At 57.4% G+C, this 15,688-nt stretch carries 13 protein-coding genes; all 13 read left to right on the top strand.

Going from position 1 to position 15,688, the window contains the following annotated elements:
• The first annotated feature begins 345 nt into the window (after positions 1-345).
• Positions 346-2,115 (top strand): pyrroloquinoline quinone-dependent dehydrogenase, encoded by a 1,770-nt coding sequence (locus H4Q31_RS01565; protein WP_185177318.1) that lies wholly within the window; start codon positions 346-348, stop codon positions 2,113-2,115.
• 94 nt (positions 2,116-2,209) lie between these two features.
• A complete protein-coding gene (locus tag H4Q31_RS01560) occupies positions 2,210-3,406 on the top strand; it encodes a carboxypeptidase-like regulatory domain-containing protein (protein ID WP_185177317.1) in 1,197 nt (398 codons plus the stop codon).
• Positions 3,407-3,556: 150 nt separating this feature from the next.
• Entirely contained in the window at positions 3,557-5,299 is a 1,743-nt protein-coding gene (locus H4Q31_RS01555) for a pyrroloquinoline quinone-dependent dehydrogenase (protein ID WP_185177316.1), read from the top strand.
• 18 nt (positions 5,300-5,317) lie between these two features.
• Positions 5,318-6,502 (top strand): carboxypeptidase regulatory-like domain-containing protein, encoded by a 1,185-nt coding sequence (locus tag H4Q31_RS01550; RefSeq protein WP_185177315.1) that lies wholly within the window; start codon positions 5,318-5,320, stop codon positions 6,500-6,502.
• 202 nt (positions 6,503-6,704) lie between these two features.
• Positions 6,705-7,952, top strand: coding sequence for an MFS transporter (locus H4Q31_RS01545; protein ID WP_185177314.1), 1,248 nt, complete (start codon positions 6,705-6,707; stop codon positions 7,950-7,952).
• Between the two features lie 102 nt (positions 7,953-8,054).
• On the top strand, positions 8,055-8,705 hold the full coding sequence (locus H4Q31_RS01540) for a winged helix-turn-helix domain-containing protein (protein WP_185177313.1): 651 nt from the start codon (positions 8,055-8,057) through the stop codon (positions 8,703-8,705).
• Positions 8,706-8,910: 205 nt separating this feature from the next.
• Complete coding sequence (locus H4Q31_RS01535; RefSeq protein ID WP_185177312.1) at positions 8,911-10,128, top strand: methyl-accepting chemotaxis protein; 1,218 nt, start codon at positions 8,911-8,913, stop codon at positions 10,126-10,128.
• A 137-nt stretch (positions 10,129-10,265) separates the two neighbouring features.
• Positions 10,266-11,231 carry a phosphate ABC transporter substrate-binding protein gene (locus H4Q31_RS01530; protein ID WP_185177311.1) on the top strand — a complete coding sequence of 322 codons (966 nt, stop codon included), beginning with the start codon at positions 10,266-10,268 and terminating at the stop codon, positions 11,229-11,231.
• Positions 11,232-11,335: 104 nt separating this feature from the next.
• Positions 11,336-12,265 (top strand): phosphate ABC transporter permease subunit PstC, encoded by a 930-nt coding sequence (gene pstC, locus H4Q31_RS01525; RefSeq protein ID WP_185177310.1) that lies wholly within the window; start codon positions 11,336-11,338, stop codon positions 12,263-12,265.
• On the top strand, positions 12,262-13,149 hold the full coding sequence (gene pstA, locus H4Q31_RS01520) for a phosphate ABC transporter permease PstA (protein ID WP_185177309.1): 888 nt from the start codon (positions 12,262-12,264) through the stop codon (positions 13,147-13,149). The genes pstC and pstA overlap by 4 nt, the downstream gene beginning before the upstream one ends.
• Before the next feature lie 10 nt (positions 13,150-13,159).
• Positions 13,160-13,918: a phosphate ABC transporter ATP-binding protein PstB gene (pstB, locus tag H4Q31_RS01515; protein WP_185177308.1), complete on the top strand. Its 759-nt coding sequence runs from the start codon at positions 13,160-13,162 to the stop codon at positions 13,916-13,918.
• 32 nt (positions 13,919-13,950) lie between these two features.
• Positions 13,951-14,697 carry a phosphate ABC transporter ATP-binding protein PstB gene (pstB, locus tag H4Q31_RS01510; RefSeq protein ID WP_209703553.1) on the top strand — a complete coding sequence of 249 codons (747 nt, stop codon included), beginning with the start codon at positions 13,951-13,953 and terminating at the stop codon, positions 14,695-14,697.
• Between the two features lie 16 nt (positions 14,698-14,713).
• On the top strand, positions 14,714-15,373 hold the full coding sequence (gene phoU, locus H4Q31_RS01505) for a phosphate signaling complex protein PhoU (RefSeq protein WP_185177306.1): 660 nt from the start codon (positions 14,714-14,716) through the stop codon (positions 15,371-15,373).
• Positions 15,374-15,688 lie beyond the last annotated feature (315 nt).

Genomic DNA, 15,688 nt, shown 5'->3' with positions numbered 1-15,688 from the left:
GTCAATCTTATTGTGTTCAAGTTCAAAAATTCTTAACCAAGCAAATTGTCATACAATACTTGCAATTATTATAACTACATCTATATTGCTGTATATTTGCGGGAGATCAGAGCAGCCTCACCTAAATTTGGACAAACAATAGCCAAAAATTGTTGACGAATTGTTGAAGTAGGAGTAATATACATTTTGCATTAAAAGTCTTATTAGTAAGACTTAAGTCCTGTCAAAGTTTTAGAAGTGCAACACTCTTGCTTTACCGCTGTTGCCCAAGCAGCGGTCTTTGTTTCGCTTCCGCGAGGAGGCGCTGTCATTTTATGGTTTTATCATCTGAGGAGGGGTCATTCAGTGAAGAAGTCTTACGCAGCGATTGGCGCCGTATTGGCTGCCAGCCTGGCGCTTACCGCTTGTAACAGCGGTAACAACAACAACAATGCAAGCTCGAGCCCGTCGGCATCTCCGTCGGCATCGGCATCGGCATCGGCTTCTGCTTCCGCATCGCCGGTCGCATCCGCGACGACTGTAACGGGCACGTCGTTCGAGAACTGGGGATCGTTCGGCTTTGATCTGGCCGGCAACCGTCATGCTCCTTACACGGAGATCACGGCTGACAACGTTAACGATCTCGGTATCGTATGGTCGCATGACTTTAAGGAATTGGATGCCGACGTTAAGAACGGTAACCAAGCTTTCCCGGTTGTTGTTGACGGCGTTATCTACGTCACCACTTCGGGTAACCAAGTATTCGCATTTGACGCCGTTACCGGCAACCAAATGTGGCACTGGGAACCGCCGGCCGAAGAAGCTGCTAACTACAGCAAATCCGGCATCATCGCTAACCGCGGCGTAGCGGTAGGCGACGGCAAAGTCTTCATGCTGACGATCGACAACCAACTCGTCGCTCTGGATCAGAAGACTGGCGAGCAAGTGAACAAAGTTAAGCTGAGCGACGTCATCGACCCTAGCGTTACGCTGGAGAACGGTTACTACGAGACGACGGCTCCGTTGTACTATGACGGCGTGGTTTACATCGGAAGCTCCGGCGGCGACAACGGCGTTCGCGGCTTCGAAGCAGCTTTGAAATCCAGCGATCTGACGCCGGCATGGGACAGCCCGTTCTGGACCGTTCCGCCGAAGGGCCAAGACTGGCTCGCGAACAGCAACTTCCAAGGCGGCGGCGCTGTATGGTGCCCTCCGGTTATCGACGAAGAGACCGGCATCATGTACTTCGCAGTCGGCAACCCAGCTCCTGACTTCTACGGCGAATCCCGTCCGGGCGACAACCCTTACACCGACTCGGTCGTAGCGGTTGAAGCCAAGACCGGCAAGCTCGTATGGGCGAAGCAAGAGATCAGCCACGACCTGTGGGACTATGACGCAGCAGCATCCCCGATGATCCTGAAAGCCAAAGTCAACGGCGAAGATCGCAAGATCGTAGTCGAAGGCGGCAAGTCCGGCCAATGGTTCGCTTGGGACGCGGCTACCGGCGAAGTCATCTACGACGGTATTCCTTTCGCGAGAATTGATCACCCGACACCAACTCCGGAAGGCGTAATGGTCTATCCGGGCGCTCTCGGCGGCGAGAACTACGCTCCGGAAACGTATGATCCGGCTACCAACTATGTTCTGATCCCTGCAGTAGAGCAAGGCATGTTCATCATGTCTGCTAAGGACCAAGAGCATGCAGCTACTCCGGATATGCCGGGCGCATCGGCATTCGGCACCACGATGGGCGAAGTGCCGGAAGGCGAAGACGGCAGCGCATACGGTACGATCACGGCGATCGACGTGAATACCGGCAAGCAAGCTTACCAGATCAAGACGAAGGATCCGCAACGCGGCGGTCTGTCCTCTACGGCAACCGGCCTTGCCTTCTTCGGCGAGCTGGACGGCAAGATCAACGCGCTGGACATCAAGTCCGGCAAGATCATCTGGACGTTCCAAGTTCCGGGCGACAACATCCAAGCGGCTCCGGCTATCTTCACGGTAGACGGCAAAGAGTACATCACGTTCACCTCCGGCGGCACGAAGCCGAAAGTATACGTCTTCGCACTCGGCGGCGACAAGACGCAAGGCGATTCGGGCGCGGCTGACACGTCCGACGTTCACGCCGGCTGATTGTCTTAACCGCTCCAGCTTTTGAATAGAGTCAAAGATCAGGGCAGTGCTACTATAGACTGCCCTGATTGACTAATAAAAGGAGAATCGCATCATGAAAATGTTGTCTAAGTCAGCTGTGTTCGTCTTGCTGGCTGCCAGCCTTGCCGCTTGCTCCAACAATAACGAGAACGCCGCTAGCCCGTCGTCGTCTTCGGAAGCTCCTTCCGCATCCGCATCCGCGTCGGCACCTGCAACTGCATCCTCCGCTGCGATTAGCGGAGAAGTTAAATTGGAAATCGACCAGACTATGTACACGCTGAAGCAGTGGCAAGAGGATGGTTCCCATACAGTCGATTCGAAGGGCAAGCTGTTGATCGGCGATCAGCCTGTCGCGCATGCCATTATTCATGTTGGAGACAGCAAGCGCGATATCGAGACTGCGGAAGACGGCTCGTTCGATATGATTATCGACCAGAGCCTTCTGTCGCAGACGCCGGTACGCGTCGTATCGCTGGATAACGCGACGGTCGCCGGTCAGCCGATTGGCGAAGCAACTGCGGAGCAGCTGCTCTCGGAGACGACTTATATTAATGTCTATTATCCGATCGAGACGACCGAGGTGGTACCTTCCGCCAAGGATCCAAGCCAGGTTGAAGTGCATGGCCGCGTTATAAGCCAGCCGGGAGACGTCATCTCCTTCTTCCAGATCGATAAGTATCGCGTCGGCGGCATTGTGAAGGACGCCGACGGCAACCCGGTGAAGGGCGCAGACGTCTGGCTCGACCGCGACGGAGGCGAAGGCTTCGCCAAGTCGACGCCGACGGACGAGAATGGCCGTTACTACCTGTACTATCTGCCGGAAGAAGAGGAAGGCACGAACCTGACGGTAACGACGGACAACGGTTCCAAGCGCTATACGTTGCCGGAAGGCCGGGTATATCATATCCCGGACGGCACAAGCGTTGACATTAACATCACGCTGCCTCGGGAAGGCACCGAGATTGTTGATAAGCCGCCGACCCTGGTATCCGTCACCGAACCCGGCGCGATGTATACCGGCGTTCTGGTTGGCCTGAACGTAGACTCCGAGGTGAACTACACCGTCACGATTCCGGACAAAGATGGCAACTTCGTCATTACGGTGCCGAAGACCGAGTGGGAGAAGAACCCGACCTTCTTCGAGACGAAGATGACGAAGTATGTGGAGGGCGCTCATATCCTGACTTGGGGCGACGAGCTCCCATCCAGCTTCATCGAGCCGGGCAAGAATGATCCGCGAGGCATCGTTCCGGAGCATACGGGCGCTTAATGAACGCCTCCTATAGTTAACGAAGAGAACGCAGTCCGATTTTCCGGGCTGCGTTTTTTTATTTTTTTCATCGGACAATCCGAATGAAGATTCGGCAACGTTGGAATCATAAGGAGAGCTTCGGAGATTAAGACCGGGAGGTTACGATTAGTGAACAGAACATTCGCCGTCTTAGGGGCCGTCCTATCGGCAAGCCTGGCTCTTACCGCCTGCAACAACAATAACAACAATGCCAACCAAGGAGCAACGGAGACAGCCAGCCCAGCGGCCAGCCCTACCGCAACATCCACTGCTTCCCCGGCGAAGGTAACGGGGACTACCTTTGAGAATTACGGGACATACGGCTTCGATCTGAAGAACACCCGGCACGTTCCGTACAAAGGTATTACGGCGGACAACGTGAACGATCTCGGTGTCATCTGGTCGGCGGACTTGAAGTCGCTAGATCCGGACGTCAAGAACGGGAATCAATGCTATCCGGTTGTCGTCGACGGCGTAATCTACATTACGACGTCGGGCAACCAAGTCTTCGCTTTCGATGCGGTGACTGGCAACCAGATCTGGCATTGGAAGCCGCCGGCCGAGCAAGCGGCCAATTACAGCAAGTCCGGCATTATCGCGAACCGCGGCGTTGCGGTCGGCGAGGGCAAAGTGTTCATGCTGACGGTGGACAATACGCTAGTGGCGCTGGACCAGAAGACCGGCGAGCTCATCAAGCAAGTTCCGATCTCCGATGCAGTGGAAGGAGTTACGCTGGAGAACGGTTATTACGAGACGACTGCGCCTATTTATTACAACGGCAACGTCTATATCGGAAGCAGCGGCGCCGACAACGGCGTTCGCGGCTTCGAGATGGCTTACAAGGCCAGCGATCTGACGCCGGCATGGGAGTCGCCATTCTGGACAGTACCGCCGAAAGGGCAGGATTGGCTTGCCAAGAGCGCATTCGAAGGCGGCGGCACCGTATGGAATCCGCCGGCGATCGATGAAGAGACGGGCATCATGTATTTCGCGGTCGCTAACCCTGCGCCGGACTTCTACGACGCGAATCGGCCGGGAGAGAACCCGTACACGGATTCGGTCGTCGCCGTGGATTCCAAGACCGGCAAGCTTGTATGGGCGAAGACGGAGGTCAAGCATGATGTATGGGATTACGATGCTGCCGCTTCCCCGATGATCCTGAACGCTACCGTGAAGGGCAAGCAGCAGAAGATCGTCGTCGAAGGCGGCAAGTCGGGCCTGTGGTTCGCTTGGGATGCGAAGACCGGCGATCCCATCTGGGATGGCGTGGCATTCACCAAGCAAGATCATGAGAAGCCGACGCCGGAAGGGGTGCTGGCCTTCCCGGGCGCTCTCGGCGGCGAGAACTACGCGCCGGAGACGTACGACCCCGCGACGAATTATGTGCTGATCCCGGCTGTGAATCAGCCGTCCTTCATCAAATCGGCGACGAGCGAGGAGCTGGCCAAGACCCCCGATATGCCAGGAGCCTCAGCCTTCGGCACGACGATGGGCGAGACGCCGCCTAACTCCGATAACTACGGAACGGTCACAGCCATCGATGTCAATACAGGCAAGCAAGTGTACCAAATTAAGACCAACGAGCCGCAGCGCGGAGGCATTACCAGCACGGACAGCGGACTGGCTTTCTTCGGCGAGCTGAATGGCAAGATCAATGCCCTCGATATTAAAGCAGGCAAAGTGATCTGGACGTTCCAGACGCCAGGGGACAACATCCAGGCCGCTCCAGCTGTATTCACGGTGGACGGGAAGCCGTACATCACCTTCACGTCCGGCGGCACGAAGCCGAGGGTGTATGTATTCGGACTTGGCGGAGACAAGACGCAAGGACAAGCCGGCGAAGCCGACACAGGCAGCACGCATTCCGGATAATTGGAGCTGAAGGTTGACATGAAGCGCAAGACTGTCGGTTGGACGGCAACCTTATTATTTGCGTCAGCGAGCTTGGCAGGGTGTTCGGGAAGCGATTCGCACGCTGACCGCGCCTCTTGGGGGCAAGTTGCGGATCCCTCCGTTAGGCAAGCAGCGATCGCAGCCGTTCAGACGGACAAACGAGATATTGATTTCCGCTTGGATCGTACGAAGCTCCCGCTCCGGCAATGGAGAAGCGACGGCTCGCATATCACCACAGTGACAGGGCGTCTGCTCGTTGGCGGCAAACCGGTTGCAGGAGCCATTCTGCGCTCCGGAACGAGCCGATATGATATTACGACCGACCAAGACGGCGTTTTCCGCTGGCAAGTTGATCAGAGCCAGCTCTCCGCAGCAGATGTTCGCGTCTTCTCGCTTGATCGGGCGACGATAGGCGGCCGGCCGATTCGACAAGATGAGGCGGAGCAGCTGCTCAAGTCATCGGCGCCCCTTAGCGTGTACTATCCGATCCGAGTCCAGGAGGTGCGGGAGATTGAAGGCGGTGCGGGAGAAGTCGAGGTACATGCCCGGATCGTCAGCGCCGAAGGCGATACGATCTCCTTCTTCCAGGTAGATAAATATCGTATTGGAGGAACGGTGAGGGATGCCGATGGCCGTCCGGTACGCGATGCGGTCGTCTGGATCGACCGCGATGGCGGCGAAGGCTTCGGAAAGTCCACCCCGACGGATGCGAGGGGGGAATACCAGATTTTCTACCTCCCGGATCAAGAGGAAGGCACGAATCTAGCCGTCGTGGTTGGAGCTAAGCGGTATACGCTGCCGAAGAATAAGGTGCTTCACATTCCGGACGATACGAGCGTGAAGATCCATATTACCTTGCCGAAGGAAGGAATCGTGATCAACGACCAGCCGCCGGCGCTTACGTGCGAGAAGTCGCCTGGGATGATGTACACCGGCGTGCTGGCCGGATTGAATGTGCCCCCGGACACTCGATATACCGTCACGATTCCGGACGATGAAGGCAACTTCGTCTTGAAGGTCGCCAAGGAAGTATGGGATCGGCATCCGGTGTTCTTCGAGGAGAAGTTGACCAAGTTCGTGGAAGACCGCGAGCTGGAGGCAGGCGATTCGCTTCCTTCCAGCTTCCTGGAGCCTGGTGCGAATGATCCGAAGAATATCGCGCCGGAGCCGGAACCGAAATGAACGATAGGCAACCGCAGTTGACGGACGAGCATGGGACGAAGCAGAGACACTCTGCTCGTCCTATTTTTATTTTCGAAAAGAATTTCCTTCTGTTACCAAAACAGCACTAGACATCCAATGAATTCACGCATTATACTGAAATCAATCGTTTAAATAAATTACAATGGTTAAAAATAATAAAATGACAGGCAGGTGGCTTCGAATGGAGCTTCAGCGGCAGGACGCGTTGGCGATCCCGGCGGTCAAGAAGCAAGTATGGACGAATGCTCGTTTTCTTGTGCTATGGCTGGCATCCGCATTTACGAACCTGGCTTTCTCAGTCTATCTGTTGACGGAGTCTTGGTATGTCGTGCAGCGCTTAGGTCTTGAGAATTGGCTTGGCATCGTCATGATGACGACCACCATACCGCGGGTGTTGCTCATGACCTTCGCCGGCGTACTGGCGGATCGGATCCGAAGATCGACGATTCTGGCCTACGCCAACGGAATCCGTGTTGTCTTCGTCGCCGCGATGGTCATTCTGGTGATGGAGAATGCGCTGTCGATCTGGGGACTGCTCGGCTTCGCGCTCATCTACGGGGTGCTTGACGCGTTCCACGGTCCGGCAAGCAGCTCCATGCTTCCTAATATAGTAGAGAGAGAGCATCTGGTTCGCGGCAATTCGATTCTCCAGACAACGAACCAGCTGACGCTTCTGTTCGGGCCTGCGCTAGCCGGCTTGCTGATGAAGTTCGCCTCCTTCGAGGCTTCGTTCGCTGCCGCGGCTGCCTTCCTGCTCGTCGGGGCCGCCGCCGTCCGCTTCCTTCGCGACCCCGGCCCGTCTGCAGAGAAGCAGCGGGAGCCGTTCCTGCGGCAATTGAAGGACGGCATCGTCTACATGAAGAGCTTCCCATTCCTGCTGACGTTGATGATCGTGTCGATGATCTTGAATATGCTCTTCGCCGGCCCCGTCAGCTCCGGCGTTCCGATTCTCGTCAATCGTGCGTTCGCCGGCGATGTACTCGCCTTAAGCTATATGGAGAGCGCAATCGCGTTCGGCATGATGGGCGGGGCGGCATGGGTCGGCATTATGCAGCCGAAGCGCCGAAGGGGCGTTCTCGCCATGTTCTTCGTCACGCTGTCCGGCGTCGGGGTCGTTCTGCTCAGCTTGATTACGGAGGTGTGGCAGGGCGTTGCGCTCATGTTCGCGATGGGCTTCTTCATTGCGCTCTGCAACGTACTAATCGCGACGCTGATTCAGCAGATGGTGAGGCCCGACATGATGGGGCGTGTGCAAGGCGTTCTCGGTACGACGGCGATGGGCCTCATGCCGGTCTCGCTTGCCATCGTCTCTGCGCTGCTGTCCGCCGGCATCGGGATATCGGGCATTATGCTGACAGCCGGCCTCATTATGGTTGCCTTCATGGTCATTATTCTGGCCACTGTGAAGTCCGTGCGAACGGTCGATTAGTAGAAGATTCTACGAATCTCGGCGCAGCTATGGTATGCTTGCTATAGCAAGCAACAGGTCGCAGGGAGCCATAACAGTACGGCAAGGGAGGCATTCGTTCAGGTGAAATATAAGAGCAGCAGCGTCGAATTGATTAAGATATTGTCCGATCCGAGACGAAGCCGAATTCTCCAACTGGCAGCGGATAAGCCGGCGACGGTGAAAATGCTGGCGGAGCAGATGGGCGAGGATCCGCTTCGGCTGTATTATCATGTGAAGAAGCTCGTCAAGGCGGAGCTGCTTGAATTGAAGGAGTCGCGCCAGCAAGGCAATTTGACGGAGCATTATTATCAGACGGCCGATCTGAACGATGTGATATATAGAGGCAACGCAGAGGAGAACGCCCAGCATCTGGAGACGATTGTGGCATTCGTTCACCGGAAGCTTGAACCCGGATTGCGCCTGCTGCAGAAGGGGCTGGAGAAGATCCGCGAGGAGAGTCCTTCGGGCGCTAAGTTTGAACGGAATCCTTATCACGTCAACGTGCTGAATGTGGACAGCCGCTGCACCGGCCGGGAATGGCAGGAGTCGATGGACCGGATAGTCCAAGCGATCAACAATACCCAGGAACCGATTGAGCGGAAGTGGGCAAGCGACGGACGAGAGGATGAGATAGGCTCCTACCATTACGTTGTCGTCAGCTATCGGATTGAGGATGCGGAGAAGCTGGGCTTGATCGAGCCATCAGAGGAGGAGCCCGAGGAGGAAGATTAAGGAGACGTTCGCCTTCGGGTGGAAAAGGCGGAACTTAAGCAGAGCAGGGATATTCTCCCGCTCTGCTTTTTTTGTGCGCTGTTATCGCATTTTAACATTACGCCAACAGTGCCCGAACCTGTGGTTGACACCCCTTTGATACGATCGGGCTGTTAATAGGATATCAATGCGGATGCGACCCGCGCGATGCTGTGGAGGAATGCAGATGACCAACCCTCAATTAAGTCCAATCCAGAACCATGCGGTTGGCCGCAAGGAAGCGCCGTCGGCGGCTGGACAGAAGGAATTAAGCTGGCCTGTCGAAGAAGCGGCCGTCGGCTGGACTTCCGGCCAGGAGACGTTCCATCCGCTGCGAATGGCGGAATGGATTCGCAATTGCCCGTTGATCGCCCCGAATCAGGCTTGCAGCGAAGTTATTGCGCTATTCCGTCAGCGCGCCGATCTCGAGTGCGCAGTTGTCACGGATAGAAGCCACAGGCCGCTCGGCCTCGTCATGAAGCACCGGTTCTTCCGATCCATCGGTTCTAAGTTCGGAACCGCTCTGTACGCGGATAAGCCGATATCCGTACTAATGGACATCCGCCCGCTGACGGCGGAGCTGGACACCACGCCGCAAGAGCTGATCGATCTTGCGCTGACTCGGAACGAGGAGACTCTCTACGATGCTGTTATCCTGACGACAGATGGGCTGACCGCCGGCATTCTGACTGCCGGGGATCTGCTGGGCATGTCGAGACTGCTGCAGCGAGAGGCTTCTGACCGGCAGCTTCGAACGGTGCGCGGTGCGGAGAGCATGATCGGCCGGATTGCGGCGGCCATCGGCATGGTGACGGCGACGGCGGAGACCTCGCTCGTGAGCGGCGAGCGATTGGCCGAGATCGCCGAGCAAGGGCGAAGCGAGCTGGAGCAGATGCTGAAGCTGTACCGGCAATGGGCCGAGACGGCCGTGCGCCAGGAAGCTTCGGCCCGCGGACTGCTCGATCACGCGCGAGAGACGCTCGGCATTACGGATCTAATCGCGGAGCTTGCGGATCGGTGCCATCTGCTGGCAATGAACGCCCAGATCGAAGCCGCGCGAGCGGGCGAACACGGACGGGGATTCTCCGTCGTGGCGCAGGAGGTTCGGACGCTGGCTGAACAGACGAAGCAGTCGGCGGAGCGGATCAACGTTCAGCTTCGCGGCATGGCTGAAGCGGCTGAGGCGACAGCGGATGCGGTAAGGGAGAGCAAGAAGGGCTCGGAAGCGGGCGTCCAGCGCGTTCAGAACGCAGAGACGACGTTCGAGCGGCTATGGCTGCTAAGCTCGGACAATCGTGCCGCCGCCGCGAATCTGACGGAAGCGGCCAAGGAAGCCGATATGACGACCGATCAGATGAAGCGGCAGCTCGCCAAGCTGATCTCGCAGCTGCTAGGCTCCAAATGATTTTCGGATGAGAGATTTACGATTTTACATTCCGTTAACATAAGGGAAATATGCTTCTGACGTTAGGACAATAGAATCATAGATGTGAGACAAATAAAAACAAGTTTCTCAACTATGAAAGGGGAAAACCATTCGTCATGAAAAAATCGTTGGTCCTGCTGTTGACTGTTGTCTTCGCAATATCGCTTGCAGCGTGCGGCAACAACACCAATAACAATGCTGGCTCCGCTAACACCTCGAGCCCTTCGCCGAGCGCATCCGAGAGCGCAGCTCCTAGCGAGAGCGCAACTCCAAGCGCCGAGCCGCTGAGCGGATCGGTCATCGCATCCGGTTCCTCCGCGCTTCAGCCGCTGGCCCAAGCGGCAGCCGACAAGTTCATGGCCGACGATCAATATAAAGGCGTCTCCGTTCAAATCCAAGGCGGAGGCAGCGGTACGGGCCTCTCCCAAGTATCCGACGGCCAAGTCCAAATCGGCAACTCCGACGTATTCGCGGAAGAGAAGCTCGATGCCGACAAGGCGAAGGAGCTCGTTGACCACAAGGTTGCAGTCATTGCGATGGCAGCCGTCGCTCACAAGGATGTCGGCGTAGACAACCTGACGCAGCAACAGTTGGTTGATATCTTCACGGGCAAGGTTACCAATTGGAAGGACGTTGGCGGCACTGACGCGAAGATCGTGCTGGTGAACCGTCCGTCCAGCTCCGGTACCCGCGCTACGTTCGAGAAGTATGCGCTGGGCATCAAGACGGAAGACCTGCCGGGTTCGATTCAAGAAGACGCGAGCGGCACGGTTAAGAAGCTCGTATCCGAGACGCCGGGGGCGATCGGTTATCTGGCGCTGTCCTACCTGGATGAATCGATTATCGCGCTGAAGTATGAAGGCGTTGAGCCGACGACCGACAATGTCAAGACGAACACTTATCCGGTATGGGCTTACGAGCACATGTACACGAAGGGCGAGCCGGATGCAGCGGCGAAGGCTTTCCTGGACTACATGATGAGCCCTGAGATTCAGCAGAAGGACGTAGTAGAGAATGGTTACATCCCGACCAGCGACATGAAGATTGAGCGCGACGCAGCGGGCACGGTAACGAACAAATAAGAACGATACAAATAAATAGACATTATCCCTGAGAGCTCAGAATATCTCAAGCGGCGAGAGGCGACCTATGTGCGCCTCTCCTTGCCGTTGAAGGAGTGGCCTGCTTGAATTTACCTGCATCTGAAGTTCGTTCCGCTCCCGCAGCGAAGGAGCGTAGAATCCCGAAGCATCTGGCAGAGGAATGGCGGGGGCGAACGTACGTATATCTATGCGTCCTCATCATGATCGTCACGATCTTCTCGATCGTGTATTTTATCGCGTCAAGAGGGCTTGCGCCGTTCATCAGCCACGGTGTCAGCGTGTCGGAGATGATGTTCGGGCTCGAATGGCGCCCGGATGGCGAACCGGCCGTGTTCGGCGCGCTGCCGTTCCTGTTCGGCTCGTTCTCTACCTCGCTGCTGGCTGCCGTCATCGCGGCGCCGCTCGGACTGTGCGCTTCGCTCTTCATGACGGAGATTATGCCGAAGCTGGGCAAGACGGTGCTTCAGCCGGGCATTGAACTGCTCGCGGGCATACCGTCCGTCGTCTACGGCTTCGTCGGCCTGTCGGTCATCGTTCCGTTCTTGCGGGATGTGTTCCCGGGTCTCGGCGTCGGCGTGCTGGCCGGCTCGCTCGTCCTATCGATCATGATTCTGCCGACCGTAACGACCGTCTCGACGGATGCGCTGCGCAGCCTGCCTAGAGGGTTGAAGGAAGGCTCCATGGCGCTTGGCGCCACGCGCTGGCAGACGATCTCGCGCATCATCCTGCCGACGCTTCTGCCTTCGCTGCTCACCGGCGTCGTGCTTGGCATCGCCCGGGCGTTCGGCGAAGCGCTTGCCGTTCAGATGGTCATCGGCAACGCGCCGCACATTCCGCACTCGCTGTTCGAATCGGCGGCGACGCTGACGAGTATTATTACCCTGTCGATGGGCAACACGACTTCCGGATCCCTGCATAACAATGCGCTGTGGAGTCTGGCGTTGATGCTGCTGCTCATGACGTTCGTCTTCGTATTCGTGGTCCGCATGCTGGAGAGGAGAGTGAAGCGATGAGAGCCAAGACGATAGACCGGATCGCGACAGGCGTTATAGTCGCGGTAGCCGTGCTGATCATGGCCGTACTGGCCTCCTTGATCGGCTATCTGCTCTTCCGCGGCTTGCCGCATATCAGCTGGCACTTCCTCACTTCCTTCCCGCAAGCGATCAAGGCGGGCGGGGGCATCGGGCCGCAGCTGTTCAACTCGATCTTCCTGCTCGTGCTGACGATGATTATTACGATTCCGCTCGGCCTTGGTGCGGGCATCTATATGAGTGAATATGCGAAGCGAGGTCCGATCACCAATTTCATTCGGCTGGTCGTCGAAGTTCTGTCCTCGTTCCCATCGATCGTCGTCGGCCTGTTCGGCCTTCTCGTTATTGTGAATACGTTCAACCTCGGTTATTCGCTTCTATCAGGCGCGCTTGCGCTGACGGTGTTCAATCTGCCGATGATGGTCCGTCTGACGGAGCAATCGCTGCGGTCTGTGCCGCAGGAGCAGAAGGAAGCGGGACTCGCGCTCGGCATGTCGCGCTGGAAGACGATCACATCCGTCATGCTGCCAGTCGCGCTGCCGTCCATCGTGACAGGCACGGTACTCGCCGCTGGCCGCGTGTTCGGCGAAGCTGCCGCGCTGCTGTTCACCGCCGGCATGAGCTCGCCGCGTCTCGACTTCACCGATTGGAATCCGCTTCATCCGACGTCGCCGCTGAACCCGATGCGCCCGGCGGAGACGCTTGCGGTTCACATCTGGAAGATCAACAGCGAAGGACTCGCGCCTGACGCAGGCGAGATCGCGGCTGGGGCTTCGGCTGTGCTGGTCATTACGATTCTGCTGTTTAACCTTGGAGCCCGTTGGTTCGGCCGCGTGCTCTACCGCAAATTAACCGCGAGCAAGTAGGAGGAGACCTATGAGCCACAACGCATTCTATACGAAGAACCTGTCGGTCTACTACGGCGAGAAGCAAGCGGTCCGCAAGGTCAGCATGGAGTTCCCGAACCGCGAGGTGGTCGCGCTGATCGGCCCTTCGGGCTGCGGCAAGTCGACGTTCCTGCGCTCGCTTAACCGAATGAACGATCTGATCCCCGCCGCGCGCATCGAGGGTGAGGTTTGGATTGGCGGCGACAACATCTGCGATCCGAATACGGACGTCGTCCGGCTGCGCCAACGAATTGGGATGGTCTGGCAGCGGGCGAATCCATTTCACAAGTCGATCTATGAGAATGTAGCCTTCGGAGCCCGCTACCACGGCACGCGGAACCGCAAGGAGCTCGCTGCGCTTGTTGAGCAGTGCCTGCGCAAGACCGCCCTGTGGGACGAGGTGAAGGACCGCCTCCACCAATCGGCGCTCGCGCTGTCCGGCGGCCAGCAGCAGCGGCTGTGCATCGCCCGTTCGCTGGCCGTTCGCCCGAGCATCCTGCTCATGGACGAACCGGCTTCGGCGCTGGACCCGGTATCCACCGCTAAGATAGAAGAGCTGATCGCGGAGCTGAAGAAGGACTATTCGATCGTCATCGTCACGCACAACATGCAGCAGGCGGCGCGAATCTCGGATAAGACGGCGTTCTTCTTCCTCGGCGACTTGATCGAGTACGACGATACGCAGAAGATGTTCACCAATCCGACGCGCAAGTCGACGGATGATTACATCTCCGGCCGCTTCGGGTGATGCGGATAGAACAGAAGGGAGGGGCAGCGAAGATGATTGAGATCGAGAAGCTTCAACTATATTACGGGGAATTCCAGGCGCTGAAGAACATTCGCCTGTCGATCCCGGAGCGCAGCATTACCGCCTTCATCGGCCCTTCGGGCTGCGGCAAGTCGACGCTGCTGCGGACGCTGAACCGGATGAACGATTCGATTCCGGGCGTCCGAATCGAAGGCAGGGTGGAGCTTCAGGGGAAGGATATCTATTCCGCCGATACGGAAGTTGAGAGCTTGCGCAAACGGGTGGGAATGGTGTTCCAGCAGCCGAATCCTTTTCCCAAGTCGATCTATGACAACGTCGCTTACGGCCCGCGCCTTCACGGGAAGTTGAAGAAGGCCGACCTCGACGAGCTGGTGGAGCGCAGCTTAAGGGCCGCTTCGCTATGGGAAGAAGTGAAGGATAATCTGAAGAAGTCGGCACTGGGGTTGTCCGGCGGTCAGCAGCAGCGTCTGTGCATCGCCCGCGCGCTTGCGGTCGAGCCGGAAGTGCTGCTCATGGACGAGTCGACGTCGGCGCTCGATCCGATCTCGACGACGAAGATCGAGGAGCTGACGCGGGAGCTCAGCCGGAGTTATACGATCGTCATGGTCACGCATAACATGCATCAGGCAGCGCGAATCTCGGACCGGACGGTATTTTTCCTGAATGGCGAAGTGGTGGAGGCGGCGGATACGCAGATGTTGTTCTCCTCGCCTGTTGATCAGCGAACGGAAGATTATATCTCGGGAAGATTCGGTTAAGAGGAGAGTGCTGAGGATGGTTACGCGCAGAGAATTCGATATCGGGCTTGAACAATTGCAGCAGATGCTCGTTCAGATGGGGGAACGCGTCGAGCGCGCTCTGGCAGATTCCATGAGCGCCTTGGAGACGCTTGATTCGAAGGCGGCGAAGACGATCGTGGCGGCGGATCTGGAGCTGAACCGGATCGAGGAGAGGATCTCCGATCTAGGCGCGAAGCTGATCGCTACGCAGCAACCGGTCGCGAAGGATCTGCGGCGCATCCTGGTCGCGCTCAAGATCTCGTCCGACCTGGAGCGCATGGGCGACCTGTCGGTCGATATCGCGAAGGTCGTGCTGCGCCTGGAGGGCCAGCAGTTGATGAAGCCGCTCCACGATCTGCCGCAGATGGCGCTCATCGTGCGCACGATGATCGTCGAGTCAATCCAATCGTACATTGACGAGAACATCGACCTCGCCTACAAGATGGCGAAGGACGACGACCAGGTTGATGCGCTGTATTCGCAAATTCTGCGCGAGATCTTCTCGATCACGGCGGACAATCCGAAGACGGTCGGCCAAGCGATCCACCTCAGCTTCGTCGGCCGCTACATTGAGCGGATCGCCGACCACGCGACCAATATCGGCGAGAGCGTCGTGTTCCTGGTGCTCGGCGAGCGCCCAGACTTGAACCAGTAGGCAGGTTCGCGGCGCGGGTGACGGAAGGGTACGAGCCGCGAGTAAGGTGTAGGTGACGGAAGCTGCAGCACTTGTGAGAGAGACCAGCCAGGGCAGCCGGGCTGGTCTTGTTCGTGCTTGGCTAGTGGAATGTGTGTGGTGGACGGGAATGCGCCGGTGTTGGCGGAAGAGAGTACCTGGATCGACTACATCGGCGGGATGTCGGTGGAGTGAGGAGAAGAGGTCGATCAGATCGACTACATCGGCGGGATGTCGGTGGAGTGAGGAGAAGAGGTCGATCAGATCGACTACATCGGCGGGAAGTCGGTAGAGTGG

The organism is Cohnella lubricantis (assembly GCF_014212015.1).
Taxonomy (GTDB): domain Bacteria; phylum Bacillota; class Bacilli; order Paenibacillales; family Paenibacillaceae; genus Cohnella; species Cohnella lubricantis.
Note: the sequence above shows the minus strand (reverse complement) of the source record. Positions and strands in the feature narration are given on the sequence as shown.

Bases quoted from the DNA above. Each gene is read 5' to 3' on its own strand.
- H4Q31_RS01530 (WP_185177311.1), top strand. From the start codon at position 10,266: ATGAAAAAATCGTTGGTCCTGCTGTTGACTGTTGTCTTCGCAATATCG.
- phoU (WP_185177306.1), top strand. From the start codon at position 14,714: ATGGTTACGCGCAGAGAATTCGATATCGGGCTTGAACAATTGCAGCAG.
- H4Q31_RS01550 (WP_185177315.1), top strand. From the start codon at position 5,318: ATGAAGCGCAAGACTGTCGGTTGGACGGCAACCTTATTATTTGCGTCA.
- pstB (WP_209703553.1), top strand. From the start codon at position 13,951: ATGATTGAGATCGAGAAGCTTCAACTATATTACGGGGAATTCCAGGCG.
- H4Q31_RS01535 (WP_185177312.1), top strand. From the start codon at position 8,911: ATGACCAACCCTCAATTAAGTCCAATCCAGAACCATGCGGTTGGCCGC.
- pstB (WP_185177308.1), top strand. From the start codon at position 13,160: ATGAGCCACAACGCATTCTATACGAAGAACCTGTCGGTCTACTACGGC.
- pstA (WP_185177309.1), top strand. From the start codon at position 12,262: ATGAGAGCCAAGACGATAGACCGGATCGCGACAGGCGTTATAGTCGCG.
- H4Q31_RS01545 (WP_185177314.1), top strand. From the start codon at position 6,705: ATGGAGCTTCAGCGGCAGGACGCGTTGGCGATCCCGGCGGTCAAGAAG.
- H4Q31_RS01560 (WP_185177317.1), top strand. From the start codon at position 2,210: ATGAAAATGTTGTCTAAGTCAGCTGTGTTCGTCTTGCTGGCTGCCAGC.